Origin of the sequence: Achromobacter sp. UMC71, assembly GCF_014170305.1 — a bacterium.
Taxonomy (GTDB): Bacteria; Pseudomonadota; Gammaproteobacteria; order Burkholderiales; family Burkholderiaceae_B; genus Achromobacter.
This window is the reverse complement of the sequence record NZ_LZZT01000054.1, coordinates 16,240-32,584: the sequence shown is the minus strand read 5'-3', so window position 1 is coordinate 32,584 and position 16,345 is coordinate 16,240. Positions and strand designations below refer to the sequence as shown.

The following is a 16,345-nucleotide window of genomic DNA, read 5'->3' as shown; positions in this document are numbered from 1 at the left end:
CCCGGTTTCGCGGCGAGCGGCAGGCACGGCGCGGCATGGGCCGGTCGGAAGCAACGGCGCGCGCGACTTGCTGGGCGCGCGTCCGAGGCTAAGGGATGGGTTATACCGAAAACGCGCTTCCAGAAGCTCACCAATCTTCACCTGCGCGCCCCGGCATGGCGGGCGGCCGCCAACGGGCGGAACCGCCACGGTCTTAAACGGCCATCGGAGCGGTGAGAGGGGCGTGGTGGGTATAGCCGGCCAGCGAAAAATCGCCCGGCTCCACCTTTTCGAGCCACTCGGGCTCGTAGCGGCCGGTCTGGGCGAAATCGGGGATGCGGTCGGAAAGCACGAGCTGGGGCGCTTCATACGGCGTGCGCGTCAGCTGTTCGCGCAGCATCGGCAGATGGTTCTCGTAGATGTGGGCATCGCCGATGAAGTAGGTGAACCAGCGCGGCTTGTAGCCGGTCAGCCTGCCGACCAGGTGCAGCAGCGCCGCGCCTTCGGTCAGATTGAACGGCGTGCCCAGCCCGACATCGTTCGAGCGGATGTACAGGCACAGGGAGATTTCGCGCGTGGTCGCGTTCGGCAGGAACTGGTAGAGCAGATGGCAGGGCGGCAGCGCCATTTCCTCGATCTGCGCCCAGTTCCAGCCGTGGAACAGGATGCGGCGATCGCCCGGGCGTTCGTGGATGGCGTCCAGGCACTGGCGCAGCTGATCGACCGCCTTGTACAGCAGCACCTTGGGGGCGCCGTCTTCTTGCAGGTCGGCGACCTTGGTGTAGCCACGCGTCAGCGCGTCGGCGATCTGCCCCTCGCGGCGGGCATCCAGGACCTTGTAGGCCGGCCATTGGCGCCATTGCACGCCATAGACCGGGCCCAGGTCATCGGGGCCTTCGCGGTAGGGGTTGGCCAGCCACTGGCTGTTTTCGTTGGCGTTCTGGTCCCAGACCTTGCACCCCAGTTCGCGGAATTCGGCGGCGCTGCGCGAGGCGCGCAGGAAACCGACCATTTCGCCGATGGCGGACTTGAAGGCCAGCTTCTTGGTGGTGACGGCCGGAAAGCCCTGCTGCAGGTCGAAGCGCAGCGAGGCGCCCGGCATGCTCAGCGTGCGTATGCCCGTCCGGTTTTCCTGCCACGCGCCGGTGTCCAGGATGGATTGAACGAGGTCCAGGTATTGTTTCATGGGTACAGAATCAAAAAAACAGAGTGGGCGCCAAGCGGGGCCCGGTCGCGTCAGGCCGTGGCGGGGGCTTCCTGGGTGTCGACGATGTCGACCGAGAACGTCAGTTCGGCGGTCTTTTCCAGCATGGCCGAGGCCGAGCAGTATTTTTCGTGCGACAGCTGCACCGCGCGCTCGACGGCGGCGCGCGGCAGGTTGCGGCCGGTGACGGTGAAAGCGAAATGGATGCGGGTGAACACCTTGGGGTCGACGTCGGCACGGTCGGCCTGCAGCTTGACGCTGCAACCGCTCACGGCGTGGCGGCCGCGCTTGAGGATCAGCACCACATCATAGGCGGTGCAGCCGCCGGTGCCGGCCAGCAGCATTTCCATGGGGCGGGGCGCCAGGTTATGGCCGCCGCCGTCCACCGCGCCGTCCATCACCGCGACGTGGCCGCTGCCGGTGCTGGCGGTAAAGAGCATGCCGTTGGGGCCGCCCCAGTCGATCGTGCATTCCATTTGTCAGTGTCCTTGTGCTTGAGCGCAGTCAATGGCTGATGATACCCGTTGCGTACAATTCCAGGCACGAGAGCCCCGCCCCGCGTCAGGGGTGTGCGCGCCTCAATTCCAGGAGTTGTCCATGTCCACCGCCCTGTTCCAATCCGGCCCCGCTTCTTTCCTGCGTCGGGCCAGCCCGCTGGATGCCTTGCTGGCCGAAGCCGACCGCGCATTGCGGGTGCTGTCCGGCAGCGCCAGCGCCGGCCGGCCCAATCCGGCCACCGCGGACGAGGCGCCAGACACCCTGTCCGTGCAGGAGAAACGTCATGCGGCGGGGCTGATGCGGGTCAATCACGTGGGCGAGGTCTGCGCCCAGGCCCTGTACCGCGGACAGGCGGCTGCGTGCCGCGAACCCGGTCCGCGCGCGCTGCTGCTCGAGGCCGCGGGCGAAGAGGTCGACCACCTGGTGTGGTGCAACCAGCGGCTGACCGAGCTGGGCAGCCGGCCCAGCCTGCTCAATCCGGTCTGGTACGCCGGGTCGTTCGCACTGGGCGTGCTGGCCAGCTACGCGGGGGTGCCGCGCAACCTGGGCTTCATGGCCGAAACCGAAAGACAGGTCGAGGCGCACCTGGACGGGCACCTGCGCACCTTGCCGGAGCAGGACGCCCGTTCGCGCCAGATCGTGCAGAAGATGAAGGAAGACGAGGCGCAGCACCGCGCCAGCGCCGAGGCGGCCGGCGGCGTGCCGCTGCCTGGCCCGGTCAAGACCGCCATGCGGGCGATGTCCAAGGTCATGACCACCACGGCCTACTGGATCTGAGCGCGCTGCCTCGAGGCGGGGAAGGCAAATGTTGCAATGCGCAAAAATTGCCGCATATTGGTGCCGGATGCACCTTCCTGGTGCAAATCATAGGGCGGGATTACCCGGCAGCCGCTAGGGTAAGTCCGCAAGGGGTTAACCCCTTCGGCAAAAACCCGGCATTTTCCAAGGTCATTGCTGGCTGCGGCTTTCCAGGCGGTTGGTGCCCGAGTTGCGGCAAAAATGCAACGCGCGTAGACCCGCCGGGCAGCGCTTAAAAAAAATCTTGCATCGCACAAAAAAAACCGATACTATGCATCTCATCGGATGTTGAAACGCAGTCGGCGCGGTAGCAAGGCAAAACGCCAAACCCCGACAGCGCAGCGAGCAAAAGCCCACGGGCTGCTCCCAACATGCCACGGTTGTCTCCTCCACCCTCCTCCTTTGGTGGATTTAGCCCGAGATCTTACGATCTCGGGCTTTTTTTTAAGTCAAATCAATGTGTCCCTATTTGTTGGGGATATCGGGCGCTCAAGCTCGCCGCAAGCTGCTTTGTCGACCGCGTATTCGCCTGTAATCGACTTGGCGTTTTCCCTTGGATATTTCGCGTGCGCCGAGGCGGAAAGCTCTACAATTAATCCATGAAATCCGTATTTCCGCGCGTCCAACGCCGCGCCGCAATAACCGCCGCCAACCGGGGCGACAAACGCGCGCGCAGGCCTCGATGCCCGGTGTTACGTTCTGTCCCGGTGCATTGCACTTCCTTATTCCTCCCATATATGGGCGTTACACCTGCCGCTGATAATGGCGGGCCTGTCTCGATAGACCAACCGAAGGTGACCTTGTGACCTGGCTGTATATATGCGTGGTCGCGTTCATGGTGGGCGGACTCATCGTGGCGTCGGAGCGTTGGCATGGCGCCTTCACCGGCGACAGCGACCTCAATAAACCGCAAGCGAACCATTCGCGCGCCACGCCTCGCGTGGGCGGCTTGGCCGTGCTTGCCGGTACGCTCCTCGGCCTGCTGGTGCTCGGGCCCGACAACATGACCCTGACGTGGTTGTGGCCGGCCCTGTTCGTCTCGGCGCTGCCGGTGTTCGTGGCGGGCCTGCTCGAGGACATCACCAAGGATATCGGCGCGAGCAAGCGCCTGCTGGCGGCCTTCCTGTCCGCCGCGATCGCCTGGTGGCTGCTGGGCGGCGTCAGCCGCGTCGGCATGGCGCCGGTGGATTACGTGCTGTCGTATTGGCCGGTATCGCTGATCTTCACCATGTTTGCCGTGGGCGGCTGTACCCATGCCCTGAACATCGTCGACGGCATGAACGGTCTGGCCGGCATGGTCGCCACCTTGATGGCGATCTCCATCAGCCTGGTCGCGCTGCAGGTCGGCGACGTGCCCATCTTCCTGATCTCGGCGGCGCTGGCATCGGCCACACTCGGTTTCCTGGTCTGGAACTTCCCGTTCGGCCGCGTCTTCCTGGGCGACGGCGGGGCGTATTTCCTGGGCTTCATGCTGGCCGAACTGGCCGTGCTGCTGGTGGTGCGCAACCCCTCGGTGTCGCCGTTCTACGCGTTGGCCGTGCTGTTCTATCCCGTATTCGAAACCGGATTCTCCATCTGGCGCCGCCGCTTCAAGCGCGGCGTGCCGGTGGACCAGCCGGATGCCTTGCACTTGCACCAACTGGTCTTCCGCCGCCTGGTGCGCGTGACTTTCAGCCGCGGCCGCCGCCATGCGGTGCCGGCGCTGTGCAATGCGCTGGCGTCGCCCTACATGTGGGTGCTGGCCCTGATCGGCCTGGTGCCTGCCACCATCTGGTGGGATAACGCCTGGGCGTTGAGCGCCAGCCTGGTGGTGTTCGCCAGCGTCTACATCTGGCTGTACGCGCGGCTGGTGTCCTGGCGTCGTCCGGGGTGGCTGTTGCTGCCTTCCGTGTTGCGGGCCGATTAGTTTTGAGTGCCCCGGCGGCAGCCGCCGGGGGCTCGGTTATCCATCACCTAGATTTATCGTATTTACATTGCCGTTTTTTTTTATGGCTAAGGGAGAGTTATGTTGCGTATTCAGGATGTGAAGCTTGCCATCGTTGGGCTGGGTTACGTTGGCCTGCCCCTGGCGGTTGAATTCGGAAAGAAGCGGTCCGTCATTGGTTTCGACATCAATACGCGCCGCATCGATGCCCTGAAGGCCGGACATGACCACACGCTGGAAGTCAGCGACGCCGAATTGGCGGAAGCCAAGCAGTTGACCTACACCGCCGATCGCGCCGAACTGGGCCAGGCCAACGTGTTCGTCGTCACGGTGCCCACGCCCATCGACGAATACAAGCAGCCCGACCTGACCCCGCTGGTGAAGGCCAGCGAAACCATCGGCGCGGTGCTCAAGCGCGGCGACATCGTCATCTACGAATCGACCGTCTACCCCGGCGCCACCGAAGAAGACTGCGTGCCGGTGCTCGAGCGTGTGTCGGGCCTGAAGTTCAACGTCGACTTCTACGCAGGCTACAGCCCCGAGCGCATCAACCCGGGCGACAAGGCTCACCGCGTCAGCACGATCAAGAAGGTCACCTCCGGTTCCACGCCCGAAGTGGCCGAACTGGTCGACCAGCTGTACAAGCAGATCATCACCGCCGGCACGCACAAGGCGTCCAGCATCCGCGTGGCCGAAGCCGCCAAGGTGATCGAGAACACCCAGCGTGACGTCAACATCGCGCTGATCAACGAACTGGCCCTGATCTTCAACAAGATGGGCATCGACACCGAGGCCGTGCTGCAAGCGGCCGGCACCAAGTGGAACTTCCTGCCGTTCCGTCCGGGCCTGGTGGGCGGCCACTGCATCGGCGTGGATCCGTACTACCTGACCCACAAGGCGCAATCCATCGGTTACCACCCCGAGATCATCCTGGCGGGCCGCCGCCTGAACGACTCGATGGGCGGCTATGTGGTGTCGCAGCTGGTCAAGGCGATGACCAAGCGCCGCATCCACGTTCAGGGCGCGCGCGTGCTGGTCATGGGCCTGGCCTTCAAGGAAAACTGCCCCGATCTGCGCAACACGCGCATCGTGGATATCGTCAAGGAACTGGGCGACTACAACGTGGCCGTCGACGTGTACGACCCGTGGGTCGACCCCGAGGAAGCCGTGCACGAATACGGCATCACGCCGGTCGCCAAGCTCGAGGAAGGCAAGTACGACGCCGTGATCCTGGGCGTGGCGCACCACCAGTTCGCCGACATGGGCGCGGCCGGCATCCGCAAGCTGGGCAAGCCGGAACACATTCTTTATGACTTGAAGTACGTGTTGTCGCCCGCCGAATCCGATCTGCGTTTGTAAAGAAGGAGGAAGTGGCATGACGACACGCTTTGAGACCGTTACCCAGGAACTCTCCGCGGCCCCGCGCAAGTGGCTGGTGACCGGCTGCGCCGGCTTCATCGGCTCGAACTTGCTGGAAGCCTTGCTCAAGCTGAACCAGACCGTCACTGGCCTGGACAACTTCGCGACGGGCCACCAGCGGAATCTGGATGAAGTGAAGGCTTCGGTCACGCCCGAGCAATGGGCGCGCCTGACCTTCATCGAAGGCGATATCCGCGATCTGGACGCTTGCCGTCGCGCGGTTCAAGGCGTGGACTTCGTGCTGCATCAGGCTGCGCTGGGATCCGTGCCCCGCTCGCTGAAAGACCCGATCACCACCAACGAGGTGAACATCGGCGGCTTTCTGAACATGCTGGTGGCGGCACGCGATGCCCAGGTGAAGTCGTTCGTGTATGCGGCTTCGAGCTCGACCTATGGCGACCATCCGGCGCTGCCCAAGGTCGAAGAAAACATCGGCAAGCCGCTGTCGCCCTACGCGGTGACCAAGTTCGTCAACGAACTGTACGCCGACGTGTTCGCGCGGTCCTACGGTTTTGAAACCGTGGGCCTGCGTTACTTCAACGTGTTCGGCAAGCGCCAGGATCCGGACGGCGCCTACGCCGCGGTGATCCCGAAATGGACGGCCGCCATGATCAAGGGCGAAGACGTCACCATCAACGGCGACGGCGAGACCAGCCGCGATTTCTGCTTTGTGGACAACGCGGTGCAGGCCAACATCCTGGCCGCTATGGCGTCGCCCGAGGCCCGCAACCAGGTCTACAACGTGGCGGTTAGCGGCCGCAGCACCCTGAACGACCTGTTCGGTTTCCTGGTGCAGGCCCTGGGCAAGCAAAACGTCGCCTACGACAAGAAGCCGGTCTACGCCGACTTCCGCGCGGGCGACGTGCGTCATTCACAGGCGGACGTCAGCAAGGGCGGCCGGTTGCTGGGTTATCAGCCCACGCACACCGTGCTGCAGGGCCTGGAAGTGGCGATGCCCTGGTACACGCAATTCCTGCGTTGATTTGAAAGCACTCATCCGAAAACTCGGCACCATCCACCCGGATCATCAGCGCATTTTCAAAGGCGCGTTCCGGGTGGCGGTGTTTCTGCTGTTGGGCAAGGCCGCCGGCGCCGTCAAGGAAATGGCGGTGGCCTACCGCTACGGCGTCAGCGATGCGGTGGACGCCTACCAGTTCACGATGACCATGGCCACCTGGCTGCCGGTCACGATCGTGGGCGTGTTGTCGGTGGTGCTGATTCCGGTGCTGGTGCGCCTGCGCCGCGCCGAAGATACCGAAAGAGAACAATTCATCCGCGAGCTGCAAGGCTGGGTCGCCGCGGCCGGCATTGCGCTGGCGCTGCTGACGTGGTTCGCCTGGCCGCATGTGCTGAGCGGGCTGGGGCAGGGCTTGCCGGCCCGCGTCGGCGGCATGACCGGCGACCTGCTGGTTGCCTTTGCGCCGGTGTCGGCCCTGCTGCTGGTGGCCGGCATCAGCGCCGCGCGGCTGCGCTCGCACGAACGCCACGTCAATACGCTGCTCGATAGCGTCCCGGCGGTGGCGACGCTGGCCTGGGTCATGCTGGCGGCCAGCGCCGACGGCGTCGGCCCGCTGCTGTGGGGCACCCTGGTGGGCTATGCGGTCCAGACGGTGTGGCTGGCCTGGCTGGCCGCGCGCGCCGATGGCGGCTTCTGGGGCGCGCCGCGGCTGACGTTCCGCTCACCGCACTGGCCCGAGCTGATGAGCGCGGCGGGCGTGATGCTGATCGGCCAGGTGGCCATGAGCTTTGTCGGTCCGCTGGACCAATACGCGGCTGCCAACCTGGGTGCCAATGCCAACGCCACGCTGGGCTACGCCAGCCGGCTGCTATCGCTGGTGCTGGGCATCGGCGCGGTGTCGGTGGGGCGTGCCGCCCTGCCGGTGCTGGCCGATGTGCAGGCGCGCGGCGATACGGCGCGCGCCCGCGCCATGGCCTTGAAGTGGTCGATGCTGATGGTGGTTGCCGGCGCGGCGGCCGTGGCGGTGGGATGGCTGCTGGCGCCGTGGGGCGTTTCGGTGCTGTTCCAGCGTGGCGCGTTCACCGCCGAAAATACCGAGGCCGTCGCGCACGTGTTGCGCTGGGGGCTGTTGCAGTTGCCGTTCTATTTCGGGGTGCTGATCCTGGTGCAGTTGCTGGCCAGCCAGAACCGCTATCGCATCATGTCCGCCATCGCGGTGGGCAATTTCGCGCTGAAAGCCGGACTCAATATGGTGCTGGCCCCCAAGATGGGCGCGGCCGGCATCATGCTGGCGACCAGCCTGATGTACCTGCTGTCCTATGCCTGCTATCTGGTGGTGGCCCTGCGCCGCGCTGAACCTCCCAAGGCCGATTGAATGCCTGCTGCTGCCGACTCCGTCCGCCCGCTACGCGTGCTGCTGTTCATCCATTCGCTGCATGGCGGGGGCGCCGAACGGGTTGCCGCCGACCTGAGCGCGCATTGGGCTGGCATGGGCCGCGAAGTGATGGTTGTGACGCAGGCCAGCGCCGATGGCGACGTCTACACCCTGCATCCCGCCGTGCGCCGCGAAGTGCTGCACACGGCCGGCGAGGGCGGCGGCCTGCGCGGTATCTGGAGCAATGTGCAGCGCGTGCGCGCGCTGCGCCGCGTGATCAAGGCGTTCCGGCCGGATATCGTGCTGGGCATGATGACCACTGCTTCGGTGCTGTCGGTGCTGGCTTCGACCGGGCTGTCGTGCCGGGTCATCGCCACCGAACACACGCATCCGCCGTCGCAGACCCTGTCCGGCTTGTGGCAGCGCCTGCGCCGCCTGACCTATCCGCGCGCGGCGCGGGTGGTGGCCCTGACCCGCGGTACCGCGGACTGGCTGGCGCAGCATGTGCCGGGGTCGCGGCTGGCGGTGATCCCCAATCCGGTGCATTGGCCCCTGCCCAAAGGCGAACCGGTGCTGGCGCCGCGTTCGGGCGACGGGCGCAAGCGCCTGCTGGCCGTGGGCCGGTTGCACGCCGACAAGGGATTTGACCTGCTGGTGCAGGCCTACGCGCGTCTGGCGCCGTCGCATCCGGACTGGGATCTGGTTATTCTGGGCGAAGGCGATGAACGCCGCGCACTCGAGGCGCAAGTGCGCGACGCGGATTTGCAGTCGCGCGTCAGCCTGCCCGGGCGGGCAGGCAATGTAGGCGACTGGTATCAAAGCGCCGACCTCTACGTGCTGACCTCGCGTTTCGAGGGCTTGTCCAATACTTTGCTGGAATCCATGGCCAGCGGCCTGGCCGCGGTGGCGTTCGATTGCGATACCGGGCCGCGCGAGATCGTGCGTGAAGGCGTCGATGGCGTGCTGGTGCGGCCCAACGGCGATGTCGATGCGTTGTGCCTGGCACTGGACGCCGTGATGGGCGACGAGGCCGGCCGTGCGCGCATGGGCGAGGCCGCCACGGCCGTGCGCGACCGTTTTTCCGCCGAGCGCGTGCTGGGCCAATGGGAAGAACTTTTCACGAGAACCTAGAACATGTGTGGAATTGTCGGAATTTGGGGCCCCCTGGGCGATAAGGCGCAAGTACTGGCCGAAAGCTGCCGCCGCATCCGCCACCGCGGGCCGGACAGCAACGGCTTCTGGGAAGACACCGGCGCCGAGCTGGCGCTGGCGCACGTGCGTCTGGCCATCCAGGACCTGACCGAGGCCGGCCATCAGCCCATGGTGTCCGCATGCGGCCGCTATGTCATGGTGTTCAACGGCGAGATCTACAACCACATGGACATGCGTCAGCAACTGGAGCAATCCGGCCTGGCGCCGTCCTGGCGCGGCCATTCGGACACCGAAACGCTGCTGGCCGGTTTCACCTCGCTGGGCATCGAAGCCACGTTGCAGGCTTCCGTCGGCATGTTCGCCATCGCGCTGTGGGACCGGGCATCGCGCAAGCTGGTGCTGGCCCGCGACCGCATGGGCGAAAAGCCGCTGTACTACGGCTATTCGGGCGCCGAGCTGGTGTTTGCCTCGGAGCTCAAGGGCTTGATGCCGATTCCGGGGTTCGGCCGCAACCTGAACCGCAACGCGCTGGCGTCGTTCATGCGGCACAACTACATCCCCGCGCCGCAATCCATCTACGAAGGCATCGCCAAGCTGCCGCCGGGGACCTGGATCGAGTTCACGGCCGACGATACCCGCAGCCGCCGCATGCCGGAGCCGCGCGTGTACTGGTCGGCGCGCGAGGCCGCCGACACCGCCGCGCAATCGCGGCTGTCGTTCGAGTCCGATGCGCAGGCCACCGATGCGCTGGAAGGCGTGCTGTCCAAGGCCGTCGGCGGCCAGATGCTGTCCGACGTGAGCCTGGGCGCCTTCCTGTCGGGCGGCATCGATTCGTCCACCATCGTGTCGTTGATGCAGGCCCAGAGCTCGCAGCCGGTACGCACGTTCGCCATCGGTTTCCATGAAAAGGGCTACGACGAGGCGCAGCACGCCAAGGCGGTGGCCATGCACCTGGGCACCGACCATACCGAACTGTATGTCACGGCCGACGACGCGCTGGCCGTGGTGCCGGGGCTGGCCGACATGTACGACGAACCCTTCGCCGATTCGTCGCAGATCCCGACTTCGCTGGTGACGCGCATGGCGCGCCAGCACGTCACCGTAGCCTTGTCCGGCGACGGTGGCGACGAACTGTTCGGCGGCTATTCGCGTTATTTCCGCGTCAATAACTGGTGGCAGAAGTTCGAGCGGATTCCGTCGCTGCTGCGCACGCCCGCCGGCGCAATGCTCAGCGCGTCGACCCACCTGCCGGGCCGTGGCGCCTGGCGCGGCAAGGTCGGCAAGCTGGGCGAGCTGCTGCGCGCCGACAACCGCGGCGATTTCTATCGGCTGTTCGTTTCGTACTGGTCGGATCCGGCGCGCGTGGTCAAGGGCGGGGTGGAGCCGGTTTCCGAGTTCGCCCAGGCGATGCGCGGCTCGACCTTCGAGTCCATGATGAAGCTCGATACCGTGACCTACCTGCCGGACGATATCCTGGTCAAGGTGGACCGCGCGGCCATGGCGGTCAGCCTGGAAACCCGCGTGCCGCTGATCGATCACCGCGTGTACGAATTCGCCTGGAGCCTGCCGCACCAGTACAAGGTGCGCGGCGCCACCGGCAAGTGGCTGCTGCGCCAGGTCCTGTACCGCCATGTGCCCCAGGCGCTGGTGGACCGTCCCAAGCGCGGCTTTGCCGTGCCGCTGGCCGCGTGGCTGCGCGGGCCGTTGCGCGACTGGGCCGAGTCGCTGCTGGATCCGGCGCGCTTGCGCCAGGAAGGCTGGTTCGAACCCGAACCGATCCTGCGCAAGTGGCGCGAGCATCTGTCCGGGCATCGCAATTGGGATAGTCATCTTTGGGGCGTGCTGATGATGCAGGCCTGGCTGGACCGCTACCACGCAGGTGGCGAGCAAGGAGGAACGGTTGGGAGTCGCTGACGAATGAAGATATTGATGCTGGTCAGTTCCATGCACGCCGGGGGCGCCGAACGCGTGGCCGCCACGCTGGTCAACGCATGGGCCGAACGCGGAGACGACGTCACCCTGACGCCGACTTATTCGTCCAAGGGGTCCTGCTTTTATCCGCTATCGGACAAGGTCAAACTGGACTGGCTGGCAGACCTGGCGGGCACGCGCGTGTCCGGCCCGCTGGCCGCGTTGCGGCGCCTGTTGGCGCTGCGCCGGCATATCCGCGAGACCGCCCCGGACGTGGTGGTGTCGTTCCTGACCAACGTCAATGTCGCCGCCATCCTGGCCACGCGCGGACTGCGCGTGCCGCTGATCGTCTGCGAACGCACCAACCCGGTGGCGGAAACCACCACGGGCACGGTATGGCGCAAGCTGCGCCGGCTGCTGTATCCGCGCGCCGACATGGTGACGGTGCAGGCGGCCGATACCGCCGGCCCGTTTTCGCGGCAAGTGCCGGGCATCAAGCGCCTGGCCGTGATTCCCAACCCCTTGCCCGCGCCGTTGCTGGACGCGCAGCTGGTGGATCAACCCGATGACGGCTCGCCGCGCACGCTGCTGGCGATGGGCCGCCTGGTCACCGACAAGCAGTTCGATCTGCTGATCGACGTGTTCGCGCAATTGGCGCCCGATTTTCCCGACTGGAACCTGCGCATCTGGGGTGAAGGCCCCGAGCGCGGCGCGCTGGAGCAGCAGGTCGCCCGCCTGGGCCTGCAATCGCGCGTCAGCCTGCCTGGCCGCACCGAGGCGCCGTGGGATGAGCTGGCGCGCGGGCAGGCCTTCGTGCTCAGCTCGCTGGTGGAAGGCTTTCCCAATGTGCTGCTGGAAGCGATGGCGCTGGGGCTGCCCTGCGCCGCGTTCGATTGTCCCAGCGGCCCGCGCGAAATGACGCGCGACGGCCAGGATGCGCTGCTGGTGCCCGCGGGCAACCGCGATGCGCTGCGCGAGGCCCTGCGGCGCCTGTTGGCCGACGCGGGACTGCGCCGGCAGATGGGCGCGCGCGCCGCGGGCGCGGTGCGCCAGCGCTACGCGCTGGCCAGCGTGCTGTCGGAATGGGATGAGCTGTTCGAAGCGGTAAGGGAAGGGCGATGAGCGATGCCACGTTGCGCGTCGTGCACGTGATCGCCGGCCTGGGGCAGGGCGGCGCGGAATCCGTGCTGTGGCGCCTGGCCACCTATCCGGGGCAGGTCGTCGAGCATGTCGTGGTGTCGTTGACCGACGAGGGCGTCTACGGCGAACGGCTGCGCGCCGCCGGCGTGACCGTGCATGCGCTGGGCATGCCTCGCGGCCGGATCAGCCTGGGCGGTTTCATGGCGCTGCGCCGCCTGATCGCACAGGCGAAACCGCATGCCGTGCAGACCTGGATGTATCACGCCGACCTGATCGGCGGCGTCGCGGCCCGCTTGGCGGGCGTGCGCGCCATCGCCTGGGGCATCCGCAATTCCGGCGCGCATCTCGAGCGCAGCAGCCGTTCGGCACGGCTGGTGCTGCGGGCCTGCGCGCTGCTGTCGGGCGTGTTGCCCAAGGCCATCGTCTGCGCCGCGCAGGACGCCGCGGAACGCCATGCGGCCAAGGGCTACCGCCGCGACCGCATGGTCGTGATCTCCAACGGCTACGACCTGTCGCGCTATGCGCCCGATGCCGCCGCGCGCGAGCGTGTGCGCGCGCAATGGGGGCTGGCGGGTGACGTACCGGTGATCGGCTGCGTGGCGCGCTGGGACCCGCTCAAGGACCATGCCAATCTGCTGCGCGCGGTAGCGGCGCTGGTGCGCGACGGCCGCGACGCCGGCCTGCGCTGCGTGCTGGTGGGGCGTGGCATGACGGCCGACAATCCCGAACTGATGACGTTGGTCGACAAGCTCAATCTGCGCGACCGCCTGGTGCTGGCCGGCCCCAGCGACGACGTGCCCGCCGTGATGAACGGGTTGGACCTGCATGTGCTGTCCAGCTGTGCCGAAGGCTTCCCCAATGTGGTGGCCGAGGCCATGGCCTGCGGCGTGTATTGCGTGGCGACGGATGTGGGCGATGCGGCCTACATCATCGGCGACACCGGCGTGGTGGTGCCGCCCGAACAACCCGAGGCACTGGCCCGCGGCATCGAAGCCGGCTTGCGCGAAGTGGCGTCGCGCGGCCAAGGCCGCGCCGGCGAAGCCGGGCGCGCCCGGGTACTGGAAAATTTCGACCTGGCACGCATGGTGCAAGGCTATGTCGCGGTGTGGCGCCGCATTTCCGGAGAACCGGCATGAGCGCCGCGCGCCGTTTGCTGTTTGTCGTCAACAACCCGGCATTTTTCATGTCGCACCGCTTGCCCTTGGCGCAGGCCGCGCAGCGCGCTGGCTATGACGTGCACGTGGCCACGATGGACGGCCCCGCGGTGGCGGATATCGAGGCGCTGGGCATGACGCACCACGCCATTCCCATGACGCGCAGCGGCAAGCATCCGCTGCAGGAACTGGGCACCTTGCTGGCCCTGCTGCGGCTGTTCCGCCGCTTGCGGCCGCAGGTGGTGCATCTGGTGACGATCAAGCCGGTGCTCTATGGCGGCATCGCCGCGCGCCTGGCCCGGGTGCCGGGCATGGTGGCGGCGATATCCGGGCTGGGGTTCGTCTTCCTGTCCCATTCGCTGAAGATGCGCCTGGTGCGCGCGGTGGTGGCGCGCCTGTACCGCATCGCCCTGGGGCATCCCAATAGCCGGGTGATTTTCCAGAACGCCAGCGACCGCGACATGCTCAAGTCCCTGGGAGCGGTGCGCGACGAGCAAGTGGTGCTGATCCGCGGCGCGGGCGTGGACCTGAACGATTACCGCGCGTCGCCGGAGCCTGCCGCGCCGCCCGTGGTGGCGACGATGGTGGCGCGATTGCTGCGCGACAAGGGCGTGCAGGAATTCGTCCAGGCGGCGCGTCTGCTGCGCGAACGCGGCGTGCCCGTGACGATGCAATTGGTGGGGGGCGTGGACGCCGGCAATCCAGCCTCGGCGACCCCGGCTGAAGTACAGGCCTGGCAACGCGAAGGCTGCGTGCAGGCGCTGGGCGAGCGCTCGGACGTGCCGCAGCTGTATGCAGCCTCGCATATTGCCGTGCTGCCGTCGTATCGCGAAGGGTTGCCCAAGTCGCTGATCGAGGCGGCCGCTTGCGGGCGCGCCGTGGTGACGACCGATGTGCCGGGCTGCCGGGACGCCATCGATCCGGGCAAGACCGGCCTGCTGGTGCCGGTGCGCGACCCGCAGGCCCTGGCCGACGCCATCGCCCGCCTGGCCGGCGATCCGGCCCTGCGGCAAGCGATGGGCGCCGCCGGCAGGGCCTTGGCCGAGCGCGAGTTCAACATCGAACGCGTCGCCCGCATCCACGTGGACCTTTACGACACGCTGAGCGCCTAGGGCCTGTGCGAGGCCCCTTCTAGTGTGAACAGGCCCTAGCCGCCCAGCGCGGCGCCGTCGCGGCGGGGGTCGGCCGCGCCATCCAGCCCTTGCGGCGTCACGCGGATCGCGGCGGCGCCGCTCTTCATTTCCACCTGTTCGACCTTGTGGCCCTGGGCCGCCAATTGCGCGGCCGCCTCCAGCGGCACGCGGTCTTTCTCGACCTGGCTGCGGCCCGTGTTGCCGGCCACGTGCGGCAACGCCAGCGCATCGGCCGGACGCAGGCCCCAGGCCAGCGTGCCCACCACGGCCTGCGCGATGTAATCGACGATGTAGCCGCCGCCGGCCGAGCCGGTCACCAGCACCAGCTTGCCGTCGTGGTCGAACACCATGGTGGGGGCCATGGACGTGACCGGCCGCTTGTTGGGCGCCATGGCGTTGGGGGCGTCCTTGCCGTGCGTCGACGAGAAGTTGGTCAGGGCGTTGTTCAGGAAAAAGCCATGCGGCATCAGCCACGAACCGAAATTCAGGTTGATGGTGGTGGTCATCGACAGGGCGTTGCCTTGCGCGTCCACGATGGCGACCTGGCTGGTCTCGGTGGTGCCGGGGGCCTCGGCGCCGGCGGGGGGCGGCACGCCAGCGAACACGCCGGGCCGCGGGTGCGTTACCGCCTTGGCGGACAGCAGGGCGGCGCGCTGGTTCACGTAGTCGGGCGCGATCAGCTGGCGCACCGGGGCTTTGACCTGGTCGGGGTCGCCGATATAGGCCAGCCGGTCGGCGCGCGCAATGCGGGCGGTGTCGATCAGCAGGTGGTCGGCCGCGGTCGAGCCGGGGGCCAATTTGTCGATGCGGCGCTGCGCCAGCATGCCCAGTTGTTGCAGCACGGAAACGCCGCCGAAGCTGGGCGGCGGGAAGGTACAGACCTTCCAGGACAGGAACGGGCCGCAGATCGGCGTGCGTTCCGCCGGGCGGTAGGCGGCCAGGTCCTGCGCCTGGATCAGGCTGGGGTATTTGCCGGCGCTGGTAACGGCCAGGATGTCGGCGGTGAGCGCGCCTTGGTTGATCGCGTCGGGGTCGGCGGCGACTTTGCGCAGCGCATCGGCCAGCAGCGGGTTGCGCACGGTGGCGCCCACGGGCAGCACCTGGCCCTGCGCGTCGTAGAAGACGCCGCGGATGGCCGGGTCGTCCGCCAGCTTCGGCAGGCGTTGCAGGCTGTCGTGCAGGTAGGGCGACATGGGGAAGCCGTCTTCGGCGGTGCGGATGCCGGCCTGGAACAGGCTGGCCCACGGCAGGCGGCCGTAGCGCTGGTGCGCCAGCGCCATGACGCGCACGGTGCCGGGCACGCCCACCGGTCGGCCATAGCGCGCCACGTCCTTCAGGGGCAGGGTGTCGCCGTTGGTGTCGGTGCGCAGGCTGGCGGTGGCGCGGGCCGGCGCGGCGGCCAGGCCGTCCAGCGCGGTCAGCGTGTTGCCGGCCTGGTCCCAGACCAGCATCAGCGAACCGCCGCCCAGGCCGGACGATTGCGGTTCGACCACGGTCAGCACCATCTGCACCGCGATGGCCGCGTCCACGACGCTGCCGCCTCGCTTGAGGGCGTCCAGGCCGGCGGCGGCGGCCAGCGGATTGGCGGCGGCGACCATGCCGGATGTGGTCTGCGCCTGGACGCCCACAGCGGCGGCGGATAGCGCCAGGACGGCTAGAAACCGGGAGGTGCTGCGGACAGGCGAGTGCATGGGACGCTC

The 16,345-nt window shown here is 67.2% G+C and carries 13 protein-coding genes; 10 read left to right on the top strand and 3 right to left on the bottom strand.

All coding sequences use genetic code 11. The features are described from left to right. Positions 1-193: 193 nt before the first annotated feature. Both A9974_RS26600 and A9974_RS26595 read right to left on the bottom strand, forming a co-directional pair. On the bottom strand, positions 194-1,165 hold the full coding sequence (locus A9974_RS26600) for a thymidylate synthase (protein ID WP_183007173.1): 972 nt from the start codon (positions 1,163-1,165) through the stop codon (positions 194-196). Between the two features lie 50 nt (positions 1,166-1,215). Then, positions 1,216-1,659 carry an OsmC family protein gene (locus A9974_RS26595; RefSeq protein WP_183007172.1) on the bottom strand — a complete coding sequence of 148 codons (444 nt, stop codon included), beginning with the start codon at positions 1,657-1,659 and terminating at the stop codon, positions 1,216-1,218. A gap of 121 nt (positions 1,660-1,780) precedes the next feature. Between A9974_RS26595 and coq7 the strand changes: the two genes are divergently transcribed. The 10 genes from coq7 (at position 1,781) to A9974_RS26545 (ending at position 14,624) form a co-directional block, all read left to right on the top strand. Then, the gene (gene coq7 / locus A9974_RS26590; protein ID WP_183007171.1) at positions 1,781-2,458 is read left to right on the top strand and encodes a 2-polyprenyl-3-methyl-6-methoxy-1,4-benzoquinone monooxygenase; all 678 of its coding nucleotides are present in this window, start codon (positions 1,781-1,783) and stop codon (positions 2,456-2,458) included. A gap of 823 nt (positions 2,459-3,281) precedes the next feature. Continuing rightward, complete coding sequence (locus A9974_RS26585; RefSeq protein ID WP_183007170.1) at positions 3,282-4,385, top strand: glycosyltransferase; 1,104 nt, start codon at positions 3,282-3,284, stop codon at positions 4,383-4,385. A gap of 99 nt (positions 4,386-4,484) precedes the next feature. Then, entirely contained in the window at positions 4,485-5,762 is a 1,278-nt protein-coding gene (gene tviB / locus A9974_RS26580) for a Vi polysaccharide biosynthesis UDP-N-acetylglucosamine C-6 dehydrogenase TviB (protein ID WP_183007169.1), read from the top strand. 16 nt (positions 5,763-5,778) lie between these two features. Next, positions 5,779-6,804: an SDR family oxidoreductase gene (locus A9974_RS26575; protein WP_183007168.1), complete on the top strand. Its 1,026-nt coding sequence runs from the start codon at positions 5,779-5,781 to the stop codon at positions 6,802-6,804. A 1-nt stretch (position 6,805) separates the two neighbouring features. Next, a complete protein-coding gene (gene murJ, locus A9974_RS26570; protein WP_183007167.1) occupies positions 6,806-8,155 on the top strand; it encodes a murein biosynthesis integral membrane protein MurJ in 1,350 nt (449 codons plus the stop codon). Beyond that, a complete protein-coding gene (locus A9974_RS26565) occupies positions 8,156-9,286 on the top strand; it encodes a glycosyltransferase family 4 protein (protein WP_183007166.1) in 1,131 nt (376 codons plus the stop codon). Between the two features lie 3 nt (positions 9,287-9,289). Next, a complete protein-coding gene (gene asnB, locus A9974_RS26560) occupies positions 9,290-11,221 on the top strand; it encodes an asparagine synthase (glutamine-hydrolyzing) (protein WP_183007165.1) in 1,932 nt (643 codons plus the stop codon). Positions 11,222-11,224: 3 nt separating this feature from the next. Further along, on the top strand, positions 11,225-12,340 hold the full coding sequence (locus A9974_RS26555) for a glycosyltransferase family 4 protein (protein WP_183007164.1): 1,116 nt from the start codon (positions 11,225-11,227) through the stop codon (positions 12,338-12,340). Continuing rightward, entirely contained in the window at positions 12,337-13,494 is a 1,158-nt protein-coding gene (locus A9974_RS26550; RefSeq protein ID WP_183007163.1) for a glycosyltransferase, read from the top strand. Before A9974_RS26555 ends, A9974_RS26550 begins: the two co-directional genes overlap by 4 nt. After that, a complete protein-coding gene (locus A9974_RS26545) occupies positions 13,491-14,624 on the top strand; it encodes a glycosyltransferase family 4 protein (RefSeq protein ID WP_183007162.1) in 1,134 nt (377 codons plus the stop codon). Before A9974_RS26550 ends, A9974_RS26545 begins: the two co-directional genes overlap by 4 nt. A gap of 35 nt (positions 14,625-14,659) precedes the next feature. Here the strand turns inward: A9974_RS26545 and A9974_RS26540 are convergent, their stop codons facing one another. After that, a complete protein-coding gene (locus tag A9974_RS26540; protein WP_255468337.1) occupies positions 14,660-16,336 on the bottom strand; it encodes a gamma-glutamyltransferase family protein in 1,677 nt (558 codons plus the stop codon). Positions 16,337-16,345: the final 9 nt, after the last annotated feature.

Excerpts from the sequence above, each read along its gene's own strand:
- A9974_RS26600 (WP_183007173.1), bottom strand. The coding sequence starts at position 1,165 with ATGAAACAATACCTGGACCTCGTTCAATCCATCCTGGACACCGGCGCG.
- A9974_RS26595 (WP_183007172.1), bottom strand. The coding sequence starts at position 1,659 with ATGGAATGCACGATCGACTGGGGCGGCCCCAACGGCATGCTCTTTACC.
- coq7 (WP_183007171.1), top strand. The coding sequence starts at position 1,781 with ATGTCCACCGCCCTGTTCCAATCCGGCCCCGCTTCTTTCCTGCGTCGG.
- tviB (WP_183007169.1), top strand. The coding sequence starts at position 4,485 with ATGTTGCGTATTCAGGATGTGAAGCTTGCCATCGTTGGGCTGGGTTAC.
- A9974_RS26575 (WP_183007168.1), top strand. The coding sequence starts at position 5,779 with ATGACGACACGCTTTGAGACCGTTACCCAGGAACTCTCCGCGGCCCCG.
- A9974_RS26565 (WP_183007166.1), top strand. The coding sequence starts at position 8,156 with ATGCCTGCTGCTGCCGACTCCGTCCGCCCGCTACGCGTGCTGCTGTTC.
- asnB (WP_183007165.1), top strand. The coding sequence starts at position 9,290 with ATGTGTGGAATTGTCGGAATTTGGGGCCCCCTGGGCGATAAGGCGCAA.
- A9974_RS26555 (WP_183007164.1), top strand. The coding sequence starts at position 11,225 with ATGAAGATATTGATGCTGGTCAGTTCCATGCACGCCGGGGGCGCCGAA.
- A9974_RS26550 (WP_183007163.1), top strand. The coding sequence starts at position 12,337 with ATGAGCGATGCCACGTTGCGCGTCGTGCACGTGATCGCCGGCCTGGGG.
- A9974_RS26545 (WP_183007162.1), top strand. The coding sequence starts at position 13,491 with ATGAGCGCCGCGCGCCGTTTGCTGTTTGTCGTCAACAACCCGGCATTT.
- A9974_RS26540 (WP_255468337.1), bottom strand. The coding sequence starts at position 16,336 with ATGCACTCGCCTGTCCGCAGCACCTCCCGGTTTCTAGCCGTCCTGGCG.